The sequence below is a fragment of the Staphylococcus sp. SA22 genome (assembly GCF_054165785.1).
In genome coordinates this window covers 161,428-181,253 of the sequence record NZ_JBSZQY010000003.1, presented here as the reverse complement: position 1 = coordinate 181,253, position 19,826 = coordinate 161,428, and the positions used below count along the sequence as shown (strand labels likewise).

General features: G+C 33.9%; 14 protein-coding genes. 11 read left to right on the top strand and 3 right to left on the bottom strand.

All coding sequences use genetic code 11. From position 1 onward, the window contains the following. Positions 1–66 precede the first annotated feature (66 nt). Together ACXQH5_RS04680 and ACXQH5_RS04675 are read left to right on the top strand one after the other, a co-directional pair. Positions 67–2,856, top strand: coding sequence for a type I restriction endonuclease subunit R (locus ACXQH5_RS04680; RefSeq protein ID WP_000331354.1), 2,790 nt, complete (start codon positions 67–69; stop codon positions 2,854–2,856). A gap of 204 nt (positions 2,857–3,060) precedes the next feature. Then, complete coding sequence (locus tag ACXQH5_RS04675; protein ID WP_000370342.1) at positions 3,061–3,924, top strand: sce7726 family protein; 864 nt, start codon at positions 3,061–3,063, stop codon at positions 3,922–3,924. Positions 3,925–4,129: 205 nt separating this feature from the next. Here the strand turns inward: ACXQH5_RS04675 and ACXQH5_RS04670 are convergent, their stop codons facing one another. Then, the gene (locus ACXQH5_RS04670) at positions 4,130–5,722 is read right to left on the bottom strand and encodes an ABC transporter ATP-binding protein (RefSeq protein ID WP_000067354.1); all 1,593 of its coding nucleotides are present in this window, start codon (positions 5,720–5,722) and stop codon (positions 4,130–4,132) included. On the opposite strand from ACXQH5_RS04670, the gene ACXQH5_RS04665 reads away from it, so the two are divergent. Genes ACXQH5_RS04665 through ggt form a run of 4 tightly spaced genes read left to right on the top strand, consistent with a single transcriptional unit; the run spans position 5,679 to position 12,162 of the window. Beyond that, positions 5,679–7,157, top strand: coding sequence for an ABC transporter permease (locus tag ACXQH5_RS04665; RefSeq protein WP_001824085.1), 1,479 nt, complete (start codon positions 5,679–5,681; stop codon positions 7,155–7,157). The genes ACXQH5_RS04670 and ACXQH5_RS04665 overlap by 44 nt on opposite strands. 5 nt (positions 7,158–7,162) lie before the next feature. Continuing rightward, entirely contained in the window at positions 7,163–8,326 is a 1,164-nt protein-coding gene (locus ACXQH5_RS04660) for an ABC transporter permease (protein ID WP_000240095.1), read from the top strand. A gap of 16 nt (positions 8,327–8,342) precedes the next feature. Further along, a complete protein-coding gene (locus ACXQH5_RS04655) occupies positions 8,343–10,118 on the top strand; it encodes an ABC transporter substrate-binding protein (RefSeq protein ID WP_000821338.1) in 1,776 nt (591 codons plus the stop codon). Between the two features lie 37 nt (positions 10,119–10,155). Beyond that, a complete protein-coding gene (gene ggt, locus ACXQH5_RS04650) occupies positions 10,156–12,162 on the top strand; it encodes a gamma-glutamyltransferase (protein ID WP_000236434.1) in 2,007 nt (668 codons plus the stop codon). A gap of 297 nt (positions 12,163–12,459) precedes the next feature. On the opposite strand, the gene ACXQH5_RS04645 is transcribed toward ggt, so the two are convergent. Continuing rightward, positions 12,460–13,233 carry a tandem-type lipoprotein gene (locus ACXQH5_RS04645; protein ID WP_000649320.1) on the bottom strand — a complete coding sequence of 258 codons (774 nt, stop codon included), beginning with the start codon at positions 13,231–13,233 and terminating at the stop codon, positions 12,460–12,462. Positions 13,234–13,422: 189 nt separating this feature from the next. Beyond that, positions 13,423–14,049: an FMN-dependent NADH-azoreductase gene (locus tag ACXQH5_RS04640; protein WP_001151456.1), complete on the bottom strand. Its 627-nt coding sequence runs from the start codon at positions 14,047–14,049 to the stop codon at positions 13,423–13,425. A 208-nt stretch (positions 14,050–14,257) separates the two neighbouring features. Between ACXQH5_RS04640 and ACXQH5_RS04635 the strand changes: the two genes are divergently transcribed. The 5 genes from ACXQH5_RS04635 to ACXQH5_RS04615 all read left to right on the top strand — a co-directional run bounded on the left by ACXQH5_RS04635 (position 14,258) and on the right by ACXQH5_RS04615 (position 19,713). Further along, on the top strand, positions 14,258–14,836 hold the full coding sequence (locus tag ACXQH5_RS04635) for a M23 family metallopeptidase (RefSeq protein ID WP_000166908.1): 579 nt from the start codon (positions 14,258–14,260) through the stop codon (positions 14,834–14,836). 383 nt (positions 14,837–15,219) lie between these two features. Continuing rightward, positions 15,220–16,317: an ABC transporter ATP-binding protein gene (locus ACXQH5_RS04630; protein WP_000818914.1), complete on the top strand. Its 1,098-nt coding sequence runs from the start codon at positions 15,220–15,222 to the stop codon at positions 16,315–16,317. Between the two features lie 12 nt (positions 16,318–16,329). Further along, positions 16,330–17,601 carry a maltodextrin ABC transporter substrate-binding protein gene (locus ACXQH5_RS04625; RefSeq protein WP_315929843.1) on the top strand — a complete coding sequence of 424 codons (1,272 nt, stop codon included), beginning with the start codon at positions 16,330–16,332 and terminating at the stop codon, positions 17,599–17,601. A 2-nt stretch (positions 17,602–17,603) separates the two neighbouring features. Then, complete coding sequence (locus ACXQH5_RS04620; protein ID WP_000166890.1) at positions 17,604–18,872, top strand: sugar ABC transporter permease; 1,269 nt, start codon at positions 17,604–17,606, stop codon at positions 18,870–18,872. Between the two features lies 1 nt (position 18,873). Continuing rightward, entirely contained in the window at positions 18,874–19,713 is an 840-nt protein-coding gene (locus ACXQH5_RS04615) for a sugar ABC transporter permease (protein WP_000162661.1), read from the top strand. Positions 19,714–19,826: the final 113 nt, after the last annotated feature.

The window sequence follows — 19,826 nt, the reverse complement described above, 5'->3', positions numbered from 1 at the left end:
CAAACATTTTTCATTAAAGTTTATGATATATTTAGAGCAATAGAAAGTGTACGGAAGGGGATATGAATGGCATACCAAAGTGAATACGCATTAGAAAATGAAATGATGAATCAACTTGAACAATTGGGTTACGAAAGAGTAACGATACGTGATAATAAGCAATTGCTTGATAATTTTAGAACGATTTTAAATGAGCGTCATGCGGACAAATTAGAAGGCAATCCCTTAACAGATAAAGAATTTCAACGTCTGTTAACGATGATTGATGGGAAAAGTATTTTCGAGAGTGCCCGTATTTTACGTGATAAATTACCACTTAGACGTGATGATGAGTCTGAGGTTTATTTGTCGTTTTTAGATACGAAAAGTTGGTGTAAAAATAAGTTTCAAGTGACGAATCAAGTATCTGTCGAGGATACATATAAAGCACGTTATGATGTAACGATATTAATCAATGGACTACCCCTTGTCCAAGTTGAATTAAAACGTCGAGGCATTGATATTAATGAGGCGTTTAACCAAGTAAAACGTTACCGTAAACAAAATTACACAGGCTTATTCCGCTACATACAAATGTTTATCATTAGTAATGGTGTTGAAACGCGATACTTTTCTAATAATGATAGCGAACTATTGAAGAGTCACATGTTTTATTGGAGTGATAAACAGAATAACCGAATCAATACATTGCAATCGTTTGCTGAGTCATTTATGAGACCTTGTCAATTAGCTAAGATGATATCGCGCTATATGATTATTAATGAAACAGATAGAATACTGATGGCAATGCGTCCGTATCAAGTGTATGCGGTAGAATCACTTATTCAACAAGCGACTGAGACAGGGAATAATGGATATGTATGGCATACAACTGGAAGTGGTAAGACGTTGACTTCTTTTAAAGCGAGTCAGATTTTATCACAGCAAGATGACATTAAGAAAGTTATCTTTTTGGTTGACCGTAAAGACTTGGATAGTCAAACAGAAGAGGAATTTAATAAATTTGCTAAGGGTGCTGTAGACAAAACTTTTAATACCTCGCAACTGGTACGCCAACTAAATGATAAAAGTTTGCCACTTATTGTAACGACGATTCAAAAAATGGCTAAAGCGATTCAAGGTAATGCCCATTTATTAGAACAGTATAAAACGAATAAAGTTGTATTTATTATTGATGAGTGTCATCGCAGTCAATTTGGTGACATGCATCGCCTAGTTAAACAACATTTCAAAAATGCCCAATATTTTGGGTTCACTGGTACGCCACGTTTCCCAGAAAATAGTAGTCAAGATGGTAGAACAACTGCAGATATTTTCGGTAGATGTTTACATACGTATTTAATTAGAGATGCCATTCATGATGGTAATGTACTTGGTTTCTCAGTTGACTATATTAATACTTTTAAAAATAAAGCTTTAAAAGCAGAAGATAACAGCATGGTTGAAGCAATTGATACGGAAGAAGTCTGGTTAGCGGATAAACGTGTGGAATTAGTAACACGACATATCATCAATAATCATGATAAATATACACGTAATCGTCAATATTCAAGTATATTTACAGTTCAAAGTATTCACGCGCTTATTAAATATTATGAGACATTTAAGCGACTTAACAAAAAGTTGGAACAACCATTAACGGTAGCTGGTATATTTACGTTTAAACCTAATGAAGATGATCGTGATGGTGAAGTGCCATATCATTCACGTGAAAAATTAGAGATAATGATTAGCGATTATAATAAAAAGTTCGAGACGAATTTTTCAACAGACACAACTAATGAGTATTTTAATCATATTTCAAAAAATGTTAAAAAGGGCGTTAAAGATAGTAAAATTGATATCTTAATCGTTGTTAATATGTTCTTAACTGGTTTTGATAGTAAAGTACTGAACACTTTATATGTTGATAAGAATTTAATGTATCATGATTTAATTCAAGCGTATTCACGTACAAATAGGGTTGAAAAAGAATCAAAGCCATTTGGTAAAATTGTAAACTATCGTGACTTGAAAAAAGAGACAGACGATGCACTGAGAGTATTCTCACAAACAAATGATACGGATACAATTTTAATGCGTAGTTATGAAGAGTATAAAAAAGAATTTATGGACGCTTATCGTGAGCTTAAAATGATTGTGCCGACACCACACATGGTTGATGACATTCAAGATGAAGAAGAGCTAAAGCGCTTTGTTGAAGCTTATCGTTTATTAGCTAAAATAATATTACGTTTAAAAGCATTTGACGAGTTTGAGTTTACAATTGATGAAATTGGAATGGATGAACAAGAGAATGAAGACTATAAAAGTAAATATTTAGCTGTGTACGATCAAGTAAAAAGAGCGACGGCTGAGAAAAATAAAGTATCCATTTTAAATGATATTGATTTCGAAATAGAAATGATGCGTAATGATACGATTAATGTGAATTATATTATGAATATATTGAGACAAATTGATCTTGAAGACAAAGCGGAACAACGTCGTAACCAAGAACAAATTAGACGCATTTTAGATCATGCAGATGATCCGACATTGAGGTTAAAACGAGATCTAATTAGAGAATTCATCGATAATGTTGTACCTTCTTTAAATAAGGATGATGATATCGATCAAGAATATGTTAATTTCGAAAGTATTAAGAAAGAAGCGGAGTTCAAAGGATTTGCTGGAGAGAGATCTATCGATGAACAAGCCCTAAAAACAATTTCAAATGACTACCAGTATAGTGGTGTTGTAAACCCACATCACCTTAAAAAAATGATTGGTGATTTGCCATTGAAAGAAAAACGTAAAGCAAGAAAAGCCATTGAATCTTTCGTGGCAGAAACAACTGAAAAATACGGTGTGTAATGATTCAGCCCCCTCGCTAGATTAGTGTAGGGGGCATTATTATTTTCTATCTTTTGTAAGTTACCATGTGTTTGGCAATCGTCATTTGGTTTCAATACAATTTTATCATCGTATGTGTATAGAAATAATGTCTATAGGCATTTAAAATAGTTTATAATATTAACAGGATAAGTATTAAATGTATGTTGAAGGAGGTGCGTAGCTATGGATAATAGAAATATGATTAATCGTGTTTTTAGTCAAAAGATATTACATCAAATTGCAATCAAAAATAAAAGTGATGTTGTTGATGAGGCATATGATTTTTATATACAGGGACCTAAAAATATCAATGTAATACAGAAGATGAAATCTTTATATAATTATCTTAAAAAGTCTTATCGTAACGAATATTTTTACAAAAACACAATGCTTAATAAACTCCTTCTAGGACGACATTCTGTTAATACAACTACTGCACTTTCTGAGATGCCCATAGGGGAAAGTATTGCTGATTTTATATTGTTAAACGGCAAAGGTGTTGTCTATGAGATTAAAACAGAATTAGATAAGTTGGATAGATTAGATAATCAAATTAATGATTATTATGAAGTGTTTAATTATGTCGTAGTCATTACAAATGACAAACATCTGAATAAAGTTATGGCTAGATACAAAGATACAACAGTTGGAATTTTAGTGTTAACTTCTAGAAATACACTGAGTGAAGTTCAAAAACCTAAAGAAAACAATAGTCTCTTAAACACAAAAGCGATGTACAACTTTTTACGAAAAGAAGAAAGAAAAAGAGTTATTGCACAAAATCATATGGATGTGCCAACTTATAATGATTTCACAGAGTATGATGTGTTATTTGACGTGTTTAAAGAAATACCAATGACGAAACTGCATAACAATATGATTTCTGAGTTGAAAAAAAGAGGCAACATGAAAGAATACAAAGATGAATTTTTAGCAGCTCCGACTGAAATTAAGTTCTTGTTATATTTCGCAAAAATGACAAAGAAAGATAAAAATAAACTATATCATTTTCTTAAGGATGCAAATAATCCCCCGCACTTCACATAGTGGCGGGGGATTTATACTGGCGTCAAAATGCCCAGAGTATGGGTGTGACCCTTAAATCATGGCAAAGCATCTAACACTTGATATGGTGCCGAGCCCTAACATAGCACAATATAGTTAGTATGACAAAGTCATCTAACATAACACATCAGAAGTTGCCCGATTTATTCCAGACCATACAGAGATAAAGTTGCACAACGCATGACTTTTATTTAGCAATAACTGGTACTTCTGAAATAAGTTGCTTTGCATAGTCTGATTGCGGATGTTTGATAATATCTTCTGTGTTATTCAGTTCAACGATTTCGCCATTTTTCATAACTGCAATTCGATCACATATTTCATTGATAACACCCATGTCATGTGTGATGAATAAATAAGTGATGCCGAAGTCTAACTGTAATTGTTTTAATAACTCGATGATATCTTTTTGAATTGAAACGTCTAAAGCTGACACTGCCTCGTCGCAAACAATCACTTTAGGTTCTACAGCAAGTGCTCTCGCGATACTTACACGCTGGCGTTGCCCACCAGATAATTCGTGTGGATAGCGATATAAGAAACTTTGATCTAGGCCAACTTTTTCTAACAACGATACGACAGTTTTAATAATGTCATCATTATCTTTGACTTTCCCATGAATGATAAGTGGTCGTTTAATCACATCAATGACTTTAAATCTTGGATTAATAGATGCGAATGGATCTTGGAAAATCATTTGTATCTCTTGTCGTAAAGATTTCAATTCATCATCTTTAAACAAACTTAATGGTAATTCGTTATACCAAATAAAACCTTCTGACACTTCCTTTAGACCGACGACCGTCTTAGCTAATGTCGATTTCCCTGACCCTGATTCACCGACAATGCCTAATGTTTCGCCTTTTCTAATAGCCAAGTTAATATCACTAACTGCTCGGTATAGGCTGCCACTCGGTGAAGTGTAATCCACGCTCACGTGATCGAATTTTAATAAAATATCATTGTTTAACGGTCTTGGCGGGCGCGTTTGATGAATATCAGGAATCGCATCTATTAAGCGTTTCGTATAGGTATGTTGTGGCGATTTAAAAATACTTTCAACCGTGCCACTTTCAACGACACTTCCATCTTTCATTACAATCACATCGTTGCAAAATTGATACACAGCACCTAAATCGTGAGTGATAAAAATAATAGACGTTTCTGTGTACTCATAAAGGGACTTCATTAACTGCAGTAATTGATTTTGTGTACTCGCATCTAATGCCGTTGTTGGTTCATCTGCAATTAAAATTTGTGGCTTTAAAATCAATGCCATTGCTATCATGACACGTTGACGCATACCACCAGAAAGTTCATGTGGATAAGCATCAAATTGTTGAGTTGCATGTTTTATACCTACTTTTTCTAAAATGTCTATTGTCATAGACTTTGCTTCAGATTTAGATACACGTTTATGTTGAAATAGTACTTCTGTAATTTGTTTGCCAATCGTTAATCTTGGATTCAACGAAGAGAGTGGATCTTGAAAAATCATTGAAATATCCTTACCTCGAATTTGTTGTAACGCTGAAGTTGATAAATTAGTTAACGATTGCCCATTAAAAATAATTTCTCCTGTTAACGTGTGATCCGGATAATCTGGTAGTAGCCCTAAAATAGATTTAGCGGTAATACTTTTTCCTGATCCTGATTCACCAACAATACCTAGGATATGTTTTTTTCGTAATTCGAAAGAGACGTTTTTTACCGCTTGAACTGTAGTTTCATCATAATTGAATTGTACATTCAGACTGTTGACTTCTAATAAATTTGACATGATGTTGTGCCTCCCTATTCACAAATGTGTAAATTTATTCTATACTTTTGTATATCATAGTAATCTACTCAAGATTATTTTACAAGGAGTGATTATCATAATTACTTATTTAGAATCTTTTAAGTCGTTGTATCACAAGGCATTTTACAAGTTTGTATTATCGGTATTAAGCTTGCCAATATTTTTATATGCAGTGATAAAGTTTTTCTTTTCTGCTAAGAGAAAAAATTTTTACGCTAATAATTCTGAAATTTCAGAAATTGAACAGGCGTTACATCAAAAATATAAATATTTATCGCAACAAAAGTCATCCACACAAATACATAAAGAAGCATTAAAAATATTCAAGGCACAAAGTTCTAATACGAATTCAAAGAATATTGAACAAGCACATTTTTCAACATACTTTGAAAATGTATTATTTCTTAAGTTCATCATGATCAAAGTGATATTGGCCTTGCCGATGTTCATCTTATTGACTATTTATTTACAGCCATTAGTTAGATATATTTTTGAGCGAATTGTCATGGCTGTGATTGTCATCATTGGTGTTATTGTCAGTGTGTTTACCATTCTGTATTTTTCACCGCTTGATGCGGCTTATAGCATACTGGGACAAAATGCAACAAAGGCACAGATACATCAATTCAATGTATTACATCATCTTAACGAACCTTATTTTATTCAATTGTGGGATACCATCAAGGGTGTTTTTACTTTTGACTTAGGTACGACTTACAAAGGGAATGAGGTTGTGACTAAAGCAGTTGGCGAAAGAATTCCAATTACAATAATTGTCGCAGTATTAGCGCTAATTGTGGCATTAATTATTGCAATACCAATTGGAATTATCAGTGCGATGAAGCGAAATAGTTGGCTTGATATCACGTTAATGATAATTGCATTAATTGGTTTATCTATTCCAAGTTTCTGGCAAGGGTTATTATTCATTTTAGCGTTCTCATTGAAATTGGATATTTTGCCACCATCTTATATGCCAGAACATCCAATATCGTTGATTTTACCTGTACTTGTCATTGGAACAAGTATTGCTGCTTCTATTACGCGTATGACAAGGTCTTCTGTACTTGAAGTAATGCGCAGTGATTATGTTTTAACTGCTTATGCAAAAGGATTATCGACGACACAAGTAGTTATTAAACATATTATGAAAAATGCCATTATTCCAATTGTAACGCTAGTTGGTCTTCTAGTGGCAGAGTTACTAGGCGGTTCAGCAGTGACGGAACAAGTATTTAACATTAATGGTATCGGTCGTTATATCGTCCAAAAACAACTAATACCTGATATTCCAGCAGTCATGGGTGGGGTCGTATATATATCAATTGTAATATCTTTAGCAAACTTAATTATTGATATATTTTATGCTTTAATCGATCCAAAATTACGTAGTGAAATTAACGAAAGGAAGTGAGGCATATGGTAAAACTTACAACAAAGATAGCTTCCTTAAAACTATTCGCAAGTTATGCTATTGCAACTTATATTTTAGTTATATTAACGAGTGCATTAAATCTTTTTAAAGGTTATGTGGCCGATACGTTCTATATTGCTGAAACATTGCTAATCGTTTTAACCATCATTTTAATTATCATTTTAACAACGGAACAAACATGGAAGCATCATGACCTATGGCGACGTATCGTCGAAGTGTTGTTATTGTTGATGGCATTAACAGGCAACGTATTTACATTATTAATGTTTGTAAGTATTAGACGTTACCAACGTACATCGCAAATACATAGTTATAACGGGTGGGAATCGTTTATACGAAAAACTACTAGACATCGTATTGCGATTATCGGTTTACTTATTTTAGTCTACATGCTGACATTATCAATTGTGTCACAATTTACATTTGATACGACATTAGCTACTAAAAATCAGTTCAATGCACTGTTACATGGACCGAGTCTAGCCTATCCGTTTGGTACTGATGATTTCGGTAGAGACTTATTTACACGCGTAGTTGTCGGAACGAAACTGACATTTTCAATTTCAATTATTTCAGTAGTTATTGCAGTTATTTTTGGTGTGTTACTAGGCACTATCGCAGGTTATTTTAATCATATTGATAATTTAATAATGCGAATTTTAGATGTAGTGTTTGCAATTCCATCATTATTGTTAGCGGTGGCAATTATTGCATCATTTGGAGCAAGTATTCCAAATTTAATTATTGCTTTAAGTATCGGTAATATACCATCATTTGCACGGACAATGCGTGCCAGTGTTTTAGAAATTAAACGCATGGAATATGTAGATGCAGCACGTATCACTGGTGAAAACACTTGGAATATCATATGGCGTTATATTTTACCGAATGCGATTGCGCCTATGATTGTACGTTTTTCATTAAATATAGGTGTGGTTGTATTAACAACAAGTAGTTTAAGTTTCCTAGGACTTGGTGTTGCACCTGATGTAGCTGAATGGGGCAACATTTTACGTACCGGTAGTAACTACTTGGAAACGCACAGTAATTTAGCTATTGTACCTGGTATTTGTATTATGTTCGTCGTTTTAGCATTTAATTTTATAGGTGATGCAGTGCGTGATGCACTAGATCCAAGAATTCATTAAAAAGGTAGGGATAGATGTGAAAAGAATCATTAGTATCGCAATTATAGTTTTAGCGTTGGTATTAAGTGGTTGTGGTGTCCCTACGAAATCAGAAGTGGCTCAAAAGTCATCGAAAGTTGAAGTGAAAAGCGAGCGACCAACGATACATTTCCTAGGACAAGCAAGTTATGAAAATGATATGAATATCGTCAAAGATCAATTGGAAAATGCAGGATTTAACGTGAAGATGAATATCCAACCAGATTATGGTAGCTATCGTACACAACGTCAAGCCGGCAATTATGATATCCAAATCGATGACTGGATGACAGTATTCGGTGACCCGAACTATGCTATGACGGCATTATTTAGTTCTACAGGATCAAATAGTTTATTGAAAGATAAACATGTAGACCAGTTGTTAAATAAAGCTTCTACTCAAAATGAAGCAGATGTTAAACAAACATATAAGCAAATTGAAGATGAAGTTGTATTTGATAAAGGGTATATGGCGCCTTTATATGGATCAAAAAAGAATTTAGTATATGACAATAAAGTGTTAGATAAAAATAGTGTTGGATTGCCAAATTCACGTGCATTAATATGGCAACAATTTGATTACAACAATAGTAGAGAACGAGATACGCGGCCACTTGTGATGACACAACAAGATGGTGAAATTCCTACATTGGATCCAATACGTTCAATTGCGCCGTCAGTATATTCAATTAATATGAATATGTACACAAGGTTATTATTATTAGATGAAAATGACCACTTAACAACGAAAGGTTCGTTAAGTCGTGATTATGCTGTGAATAAGGACAATAAAGCGTTTTATTTCTTGTTAAGAGATGATGATTATTTTGCGAAAGTGGTCAATGGACAAGCACGTAATACTGGAGAGCGTGTATCGGCTGAAGATGTTAAGTTTTCTTTAGATAGAGCACGTGATAAAAAGTCTGTGCCTAACAATAATACTTACAATATGCACAAGCATATAAATGACATCAAGATATTAAAAGATGAGGACATCGATCAGTTGCGTAAAGAGAAAGACAAGGACGATAATTCCATCTATGATAAGTTGATTAAAGCTTATAACGTCAAATCGTTAACGACAGATGGTCATAAAGTAAATAATAAAGACGGTATTTATCAAATTGTTAAAATTACGACAGATCAATCGATGCCTCGAGAGGTAAATTACTTAACACACTCTTCGGCAGGCATTTTATCTAAAAAATTTGTTAATCAAGTAAATAAAGAATATCCAAAAGGATATGGGGATAGCAGTACAATTCCTGCAAATTCAGATGGAAAAAATGCGCTTTATGCAAGTGGCGCATACATTATGACACAGAAAAATGCATATCAAGCAACGTTTCAACGTAATCCAGGATTCAACGAAACAGAAAAAGGTAGTTATGGACCAGCTAAAATTAAAAATATTACATTGAAGTTTAATGGTGATCCGAATAATGCATTGTCAGAACTCAGAAATCATTCAATTGATATGCTGGCAGATGTGAATCAAAAACATTTTGATTTAATTAAGTCGGATAAAAATTTAAGCATTATTCGCAAAAATGGACGCAAGTCAGTCTTTTTAATGCTAAATATTAAAAAAGGTATATTTAAGACGCATCCAAACTTGAGACAAGCAGTAGTTAATGCGATAGATCAAGATCAATTTATTAAGTTTTATCGTGGCGATAAATTTAAAATTGCTTCACCGATTACACCACTTGTCGATACTGGTAACGAGCAACGTCAAGATTTAGAAAAAGTAGAAAAAGCCATTAATCAATAATGTTTTAAATATTTAACAGAAAGTAGGAGGATATAGTATGGTCATTAACTTAAATGACAAACAGACACAAACATCTAAAGAAGGGTTAATTTCCGTATCACATCCTCTTGCCGCTAAAATTGGTAAGGATGTATTAGATCAAGGTGGCAACGCCATGGATGCCGTGATTGCAATTCAACTGGCATTGAATGTGGTAGAACCATTTGCATCAGGTATTGGTGGCGGCGGGTACTTGCTATATTATGAGCAAAGTACTGCCAGTATAACTGCGTTTGATGCGCGTGAGACAGCCCCTGCACATGTAGACAAACAATTTTATCTAGATGATTCAGGCGAATATAAATCATTTTTTGATATGACTACACATGGTAAAACTGTCGCTGTGCCAGCAATTCCAAAGCTGTTTGATTATATTCACAAGCGTTATGCTAAATTGTCATTGGAAGATTTAATTAATCCTGCAATTGAACTAGCCATTGAAGGTCATTCAGCCAATTGGGCTACTGAAAAATATTCGCGCCAGCAACACGCACGATTGACAAAGTATCACGAAACGGCGCAAGTATTTACGCATGAAAATCAATATTGGCGCGAAGGTGATTGGATTGTACAACCCGAATTAGGCAAGACATTTCAAATATTAAGAGAACAAGGGTTTAATGCATTTTATAAAGGTGACATTGCGAAACAATTAGTCAATGTTGTCAAAGCATGTGGTGGGACAATCGCTTTAGAGGATTTAGCCAATTATGACATTCAGATTAAAGAGCCAATCAGTGCGACATTTAAAGACTATGACATTTATTCAATGGGTCCATCTAGTTCCGGTGGTATCACGGTAATTCAAATATTGAAGTTATTAGAACCCATCGATTTACTATCAATGGGTTCAAGATCTGTCGATTACTTGCATCATTTGATACAGGCAATGCATTTAGCATATAGTGATCGCGCGCAATACTTGGCGGATGATAATTTTCATGAGGTGCCTGTACAGTCATTAATTGATGACGATTATTTAAAAGCACGCAGTAAGCTCATTGATAGCAATAAAGCAAATATTGATATAGAGCATGGTGTTGTGTCTGATTGCATTAGTCATACAGATGTTGAAGAAAATCATACCGAAACAACTCATTTTTGTGTGATTGATAAGGAAGGTAATATTGCTTCATTTACGACATCAATCGGTATGATTTACGGATCGGGTATCACGATTCCAGGCTACGGCGTGTTATTGAATACCACAATGGATGGTTTTGATGTTGTGGCGGGTGGGATCAATGAAATTGCACCTTATAAACGACCACTAAGTAACATGGCTCCAACGATTGTGATGCATCACGGGAAGCCAATATTAACAGTAGGTGCACCTGGTGCTATAAGTATCATTGCCAGTGTTGCGCAAACATTAATCAATGTATTAGTGTTTGGCATGGATATTCAGCAGGCTATAGATGAACCTAGAATTTATAGTAGCCATCCTAATCGCATTGAATGGGAGCCTCAATTTTCACAATCTACAATATTAGCATTGATTGCACGTGGACATGCAATGGAACATAAACCAGATGCCTATATTGGAGATGTACATGGACTACAAGTTGACCCAACAACGTATGAAGCTTCGGGTGGCAGTGATGATACTAGAGAAGGCACCGTAATGGGTGGCGAGGTGATAGAGATTAGAAAACAGCCATTACCATATCGGCAAATGTATGATAATTATATATATCGTGTATATCTTAATGGCATACAGTTGCCATTATATGCTGAACAAGTGCGATGGATGCATGGCAAATATTGGGTTGATGAAAGTATTGTCAGAATCATTTTCCCTGAAGTTAGTGCACATATTGAAGATTTGAGAAGTTATGATATCGCCGGAGAAAATTATATAGATGTGGCCTGGTTAGCACGAAAGAAAGGTTATCAAGTGGCATTGAAGGATGACGGTTTATACTTAACTGATGATACATATACTTCAGTGAAGCGAAATACACATGCGTACTATAGATATGATCGAGATAGTATCACAAGATAGTTTATGCGTTTGATATGGAGTTTGTAGTGGATATGGGCTTTTGTTGAATGAAAGGATTCGATTTCGAACTTTAGCGTGACGCTTGAGTGTAGTAATGTTGGAAATGCTATACGAAACGCTATTCACCTTTGTAAAATATACAACGCCTCACAAATTCGTTTTTGATGTACATCACAATAGTTAGTCTAAAATCTAACGTGATGTGGTTTGGTACAGTTGAACGAGTTATGTGAGGTGTTTTTATAATATAGGATTTTAATAGATGATTTGGATGTTTCTATAATTACAGCATAAGTATTAATGTTCACTTATTTTATTATAAGTAAGGCTTTCTTTGTATATAATTTGGTCTTTTCCAGGACTTGAAAAATAAAAATAAAGTTTCTGATCTTGATGATTACTGCCTTTTAAATCACTCATTCCCTTTAATTCCACCTTTGTTGATGCATTTTTGGGAATATTATATCTACGTTTTAATTGTTTGACACTTGGATTATCGTTCGACAACTTACCAGATAAATTATAATAATCAGTGGTAGGATCATGTGTGACTTTCAAATCATTGCTATTTAAAATGCTTGTTAAATCACCATTTTGAATCAAAAATTGATTGTTTTCGATTTTTTGTTTCAGCGCGGGATCTTTTACGTCTTTTGTGAAAATGATTTTATTATTAACTACTTTTACTGGATAACTTTTGTATGTCGAGTCAGTAGCATTTTTTCTATCGTTTGTAGTTGTGTCATATTCACCAGTTATTTTATGTGTGTTCTTATCTACCTTTAACAACATACGGTCTTCTTTTAAAAGCTCATCTGATCCAACAACTGAATAAGAGGATTCTATATACCATGTGTCTTGATCATTATTTTCATAATGGGGATTATCGTGACCATCAATTTCATAAAGCGTTTCTAAGTTTTTAATAGGATATGTACTTAGTACTTTTTTAAGGCCATCTTTCAAATGAATCTGTTCCCACTTCATTGCCAAAAACATACCGCCACTGACTACAATTGAAATAATAATAATTGCTACTAAGTTTAACCAGAAAATTTTATACGCTTTCATACATTCCCACCATTTCTTAAAATACTTCATTAACACCATAATAATATATTTTAAAAATATTTACATCAGTAATAAAGTGAATATCAAATTTTAAATTTATGAAAATAATAGATATTTATAAAAAACGGGAAAGGTATACAATAAAAAACACTGTATGACGTTTGATCAGTCACACAGTGTAGATAACAATTAAAATGTTGTTGCCAATTTTTCAGCATTATTAATACTAGTTGCTTTAATTTCTTCAGTTTTATGCGGTTCGGCATTGTGTCCTTCAATAATGATTGTTTCATATGATGGCACACCTAAGAATGTCATAATTGTTCTTAAATAACGGTCGCCCATTTCGAAATTAGCAGCGGGGCCTTCAGTATAATATCCACCACGTGATTGAATGTGTAATACTTTTTTGTCAGTTAGTAAACCTTGTGGTCCTTCAGCAGAATATTTAAAAGTTTTACCTGCAATTGAAATAGCATCAATATATGCTTTAACTACAGGTGGGAAAGAAAGGTTCCACATAGGCGTTACAAATACATATTTATCTGCACTTAAAAATTCTTCTAAAATGTCACTCAATCTTGAAACTTTCATTTGTTCATCATCAGTTAACGTTTCGCCATTACTCATTTTTCCCCAACCAGTTAATACATCTTTGTCAATAACTGGAATATAATTTTCAAATAAATCAATATGTTTCACTTCATCTTCAGGATGTTGTTGTTGATATGTTTCGATAAATGCTTTACCAGCCGCCATAGAATTTGATACCAGTTCATTAAAAGGGTGTGCTGTAATATATAATACTTTTGCCATTTGAAAATTCTCCTCTGTTTCTGTTATTTTCTAAAGTATAATTATTATACTCAATATAAAATTTAATATCAATCAAAATATTCAAATTACCATCATTTTCTTCATCTATATTTGGCAGTACTACTAAAGTATGAGTGCATTTAATTATGAAATAGTTGATTTAGAATATATACTTAATACCCAAAATATATGAAGGATGGATGCCACTATGACAAAGCGACCAAAACGTATTTTGGCAACAATTATCATTTTTCTTTCACTATTATTTACGATTATTTATATAGATGACATTCAAAAATGGTTTAACCAATATACCGATAAATTGACACAAAATCATAAAGGAAAAGGACACTCAAAATGGGAAGACTTTTTTAGAGGGAGTCGGATTACTGAGACTTTTGGTAAATATCAGCATTCACCATTTGATGGTAAGCATTATGGCATTGATTTTGCATTGCCAATAGGTACACCAATTAAAGCGCCGACGAATGGTAAAGTAACACGTATCTTTAATAATGAATTAGGCGGCAAGGTATTACAGGTTGCCGAAGACAATGGAGAATATCACCAGTGGTATCTACACTTAGACAAATATAATGTCAAAGTAGGTGATCGAGTCAAAGCAGGTGATATTATTGCATATTCAGGCAATACAGGTAAACAAACGACAGGCGCACATTTACATTTTCAAAGAATGAAGGGTGGCGTAGGTAATGCATATGCAGAAGATCCAAAACCGTTTATCGATCAGTTACCTGATGGGGAACGTAGCCTATATGATTTGTAGTTATAGAAGAGTGCCCGCAGTCTAAAAATTAAGCAATCATTGTGTGAGTATGATACTTACATAATGGTTGCTTTTTTCAATGAAAATCGAAATGCTAAGTCATACTTGTTTGATTTAGATATTACTTAAAAAATGTAAGACAAGGTTGTTAGCATTGGCAGTGAAATTTCGCACGTAAAAAATCATTATTGTCACACTAAAAATAGTTGTGTGCTATATCAATTCTCTGTATAAAAGTTTAATTCTGATAGTAATGTAAACGTTTACAATTTATGATTGACATTAATAATGAGTGACTATATGATTTATGTAAGTATTTGTGCAAACGTTTTCACAATGTGTATTGCACAATCAAACTGTAAACAAAGTATGGGAGGCATAACATGGCAGAACTAAAGTTAGAGCATATTAAAAAGACGTATGATAACAACAATACTGTAGTGAAAGATTTTAATCTACATATTACTGACAAAGAATTCATTGTATTTGTTGGACCATCGGGATGTGGTAAATCAACAACATTACGAATGGTTGCTGGACTAGAGTCTATCACATCTGGAGATTTTTATATTGATGGGGAACGCATGAACGATGTTGAACCAAAGAATAGAGATATTGCGATGGTATTTCAAAACTATGCATTATATCCACATATGACTGTTTTTGAAAATATGGCATTTGGGCTAAAGCTACGTAAAGTAAATAAAAAAGAGATTGAACAAAAAGTTAATGAAGCAGCTGAAATATTAGGATTAACTGAGTATCTTGGTCGTAAACCAAAAGCGTTATCTGGTGGACAGCGTCAACGTGTTGCTTTGGGCAGAGCTATTGTTAGGGATGCGAAAGTCTTTTTAATGGATGAACCATTATCGAATCTTGATGCGAAGCTTCGAGTACAAATGCGCACAGAAATATTGAAATTACATAAGCGACTTAATACTACGACAATTTATGTTACGCATGATCAAACTGAAGCATTGACGATGGCTAGTCGAATTGTTGTTTTGAAAGATGGCGACATTATGCAAGTCGGCACACCTAGAGAAATATATGATGCCCCTAATTGCATATTTGTGGCGCAATTTATCGGCTCACCAGCAATGAATATGTTGAATGCTACAGTTGAAATGGACGGATTGAAGGTAGGAACACACCATTTTAAATTACATAATAAAAAATTTGAAAAGTTAAAAGCTGCTGGCTACTTAGACAAGGAAATTATTTTAGGTATTCGAGCTGAAGATATTCATGAAGAACCAATATTTATTCAAACTTCTCCAGAGACACAATTTGAATCTGAAGTAGTTGTATCCGAACTGTTAGGTTCAGAAATTATGGTACATAGCACATTCCAAGGAATGGAATTGATTTCTAAATTAGATTCAAGAACACAAGTGATGGCGAACGACAAGATTACACTAGCATTTGATATGAATAAGTGTCACTTTTTTGATGAAAAAACAGGAAATCGTATCGTCTAAGGGGGAGTATTCATGTCTAAAATTTTAAAATGTATCACGTTAGCCGTGGTAATGTTATTAATCGTAACTGCATGTGGCCCTAATCGTTCGAAAGAAGATATTGATAAAGCATTGAATAAAGATAATTCCAAAGACAAGCCTAACCAACTTACGATGTGGGTGGATGGCGACAAGCAAATGGCGTTTTATAAAAAGATTACGGATCAATATACTAAAAAAACTGGCATAAAAGTAAAGCTTGTAAATATTGGTCAAAATGATCAACTAGAAAATATTTCGCTAGACGCTCCTGCTGGAAAAGGTCCAGATATCTTTTTCTTAGCACATGATAATACTGGAAGTGCCTATCTACAAGGCTTAGCTGCTGAAATCAAATTATCAAAAGATGAGTTGAAAGGTTTCAATAAGCAAGCACTTAAAGCGATGAATTATGACAATAAGCAACTAGCATTGCCAGCTATCGTTGAAACAACGGCACTTTTTTATAATAAAAAATTAGTGAAAAATGCACCGCAAACGTTAGAAGAAGTTGAAGCTAATGCTGCCAAGCTAACTGATAGTAAAAAGAAACAATACGGTATGTTATTTGATGCTAAAAATTTCTATTTTAATTATCCGTTTTTATTCGGCAATGATGATTATATTTTCAAGAAAAATGGCAGTGAATATGATATTCATCAGCTAGGACTAAATTCAAAACATGTTGTCAAGAATGCTGAACGATTACAAAAATGGTACGACAAAGGGTATCTTCCTAAGGCAGCAACACATGATGTCATGATTGGTCTTTTTAAAGAAGGAAAAGTAGGACAATTTGTCACTGGACCATGGAACATTAATGAATATCAAGAAACGTTTGGTAAAGATTTAGGAGTAACAAAATTGCCTACAGATGGTGGCAAACCTATGAAACCATTTCTCGGTGTACGTGGTTGGTATTTATCTGAATATAGTAAACATAAGTATTGGGCTAAAGATTTAATGCTGTATATCACTAGTAAAGATACATTACAAAAATATACAGATGAAATGAGCGAAATTACTGGACGTGTTGACGTGAAATCATCTAATCCAAATTTAAAAGTGTTTGAAAAGCAAGCACGTCATGCAGAACCGATGCCTAATATTCCTGAAATGCGACAAGTTTGGGAACCGATGGGCAATGCAAGCATATTTATCTCAAATGGTAAGAATCCTAAACAAGCGTTAGATGAGGCGACGAATGATATAACGCAAAATATTAAGATTCTTCATCCGTCACAAAATGATAAGAAAGGAGATTAGTTATGACGAAACGTAACCCTAAATTAGCGGCATTATTATCTGTTATACCTGGTTTGGGACAGTTTTATAATAAAAGACCCATTAAAGGGACGATATTTTTTATCTTTTTCATCAGTTTTATTTCTGTATTTTATAGCTTTTTAAATATTGGTTTTTGGGGATTGTTCACATTAGGGACAGTACCTAAGTTAGACGATTCTCGTGTCTTACTTGCACAAGGTATTATTTCTATCTTACTCGTTGCTTTTGCAATCATGCTATATGTCATTAATATTTTAGATGCATATCGTAATGCTGAACGATTTAATCGTAATGAGGAAATAAAGGATCCGAAGGCACGTATGGTTGCAACATGGGACAAGACGTTCCCATACTTACTAATCTCACCAGGTACATTCTTATTGATATTTGTAGTTGTATTTCCATTAATATTTATGTTTGGAGTAGCATTTACAAACTACAATTTATACAACGCGCCTCCGAGACACACATTAGAATGGGTTGGTTTAGATAACTTTAAAACGTTATTCACAATTGGCGTTTGGCGTAAAACATTTTTCAGTGTTATTACTTGGACATTAGTATGGACGCTTGTTGCAACGACACTTCAAATTGCATTAGGGCTGTTTTTGGCAATTATTGTAAATCACCCTGTTGTCAAAGGTAAGAAATTTATCCGTACGGTATTAATCCTACCTTGGGCTGTACCATCATTTGTGACAATTTTAATATTTGTAGCGTTATTTAATGATGAATTTGGTGCGATAAATAATGATATATTGCAACCTTTATTAGATGTTGCACCAGCATGGTTAAGCGATCCATTTTGGGCAAAAGTGGCATTAATCGGCATTCAAGTATGGCTTGGTTTCCCATTTGTCTTTGCACTGTTCACTGGTGTACTGCAAAGTATTTCATCAGATTGGTACGAAGCAGCAGATATGGATGGTGCGTCTAGTTGGCAAAAGTTTAGAAACATCACATTCCCGCATGTCATTTACGCCACAGCGCCATTGTTAATTATGCAATATGCAGGTAATTTCAATAATTTTAATCTTATTTATCTATTTAATAAAGGTGGTCCACCAGTGTCAGGGCAGAATGCTGGTAGTACAGATATCTTGATATCTTGGGTGTATAATCTGACATTTGAGTTTAACAACTTTAACATGGGTGCAGTTGTGTCATTAATTATTGGATTTATTGTTGCTATTGTCGCATTTATTCAATTCAGACGTACAAGTACGTTTAAAGATGAGGGAGGTTTATAAGATGACAAAGAAGAAAAACATATTAAAAGCAATCGGTATTTACAGTTTTATAGCGATGATGTTTGTCATCATTTTATATCCACTACTGTGGACATTTGGCATTTCCCTTAATCCAGGTACGAACTTGTATGGTGCCAAAATGATACCAGACAATGCAACATTTAAAAATTATGCATTCTTACTATTCGATGACAGTAGTCAATACCTGACTTGGTATAAAAATACGCTTATCGTAGCATCTGCAAATGCACTGTTTAGTGTGATATTTGTCACGTTAACAGCATATGCTTTTTCTAGATATCGCTTTGTTGGTCGTAAATACGGGCTGATTACATTTTTGATTTTACAAATGTTCCCTGTATTAATGGCAATGGTCGCAATCTATATTTTGCTAAATACAATTGGATTATTAGATTCTTTATTTGGACTAACACTTGTATATATTGGTGGGTCAATACCGATGAATGCCTTTTTAGTGAAAGGTTACTTCGATACGATTCCAAAAGAACTTGATGAATCTGCCAAAATTGATGGTGCTGGCCATATGCGTATTTTCTTGCAAATTATGCTTCCATTAGCTAAGCCGATTTTAGCAGTTGTTGCTTTGTTCAATTTTATGGGGCCATTTATGGACTTTATATTACCTAAAATACTATTAAGAAGTCCTGAAAAATTCACATTAGCAGTTGGATTGTTCAACTTTATTAATGATAAGTATGCAAATAATTTCACAGTGTTTGCAGCAGGGGCAATTATGATTGCAGTACCTATAGCAATCGTATTCTTGTTCTTGCAACGCTATTTAGTATCAGGTTTAACAACAGGTGCGACAAAAGGTTAGTTTGAAATTAGGAGCGGGGCAGAAATGATAAACAACCACTAATGAATTTATTGTGTTAGTGGCTCTTACAAATTAGCCACAGCTAATATGTACCTAAAAATAGCCTAGAACGT

Bases quoted from the DNA above. Each gene is read 5' to 3' on its own strand.
- ACXQH5_RS04645 (WP_000649320.1), bottom strand. From the start codon at position 13,233: ATGAAAGCGTATAAAATTTTCTGGTTAAACTTAGTAGCAATTATTATT.
- ACXQH5_RS04670 (WP_000067354.1), bottom strand. From the start codon at position 5,722: ATGTCAAATTTATTAGAAGTCAACAGTCTGAATGTACAATTCAATTAT.
- ACXQH5_RS04680 (WP_000331354.1), top strand. From the start codon at position 67: ATGGCATACCAAAGTGAATACGCATTAGAAAATGAAATGATGAATCAA.
- ACXQH5_RS04660 (WP_000240095.1), top strand. From the start codon at position 7,163: ATGGTAAAACTTACAACAAAGATAGCTTCCTTAAAACTATTCGCAAGT.
- ggt (WP_000236434.1), top strand. From the start codon at position 10,156: ATGGTCATTAACTTAAATGACAAACAGACACAAACATCTAAAGAAGGG.
- ACXQH5_RS04675 (WP_000370342.1), top strand. From the start codon at position 3,061: ATGGATAATAGAAATATGATTAATCGTGTTTTTAGTCAAAAGATATTA.
- ACXQH5_RS04635 (WP_000166908.1), top strand. From the start codon at position 14,258: ATGACAAAGCGACCAAAACGTATTTTGGCAACAATTATCATTTTTCTT.
- ACXQH5_RS04640 (WP_001151456.1), bottom strand. From the start codon at position 14,049: ATGGCAAAAGTATTATATATTACAGCACACCCTTTTAATGAACTGGTA.
- ACXQH5_RS04615 (WP_000162661.1), top strand. From the start codon at position 18,874: ATGACAAAGAAGAAAAACATATTAAAAGCAATCGGTATTTACAGTTTT.
- ACXQH5_RS04625 (WP_315929843.1), top strand. From the start codon at position 16,330: ATGTCTAAAATTTTAAAATGTATCACGTTAGCCGTGGTAATGTTATTA.
- ACXQH5_RS04630 (WP_000818914.1), top strand. From the start codon at position 15,220: ATGGCAGAACTAAAGTTAGAGCATATTAAAAAGACGTATGATAACAAC.
- ACXQH5_RS04620 (WP_000166890.1), top strand. From the start codon at position 17,604: ATGACGAAACGTAACCCTAAATTAGCGGCATTATTATCTGTTATACCT.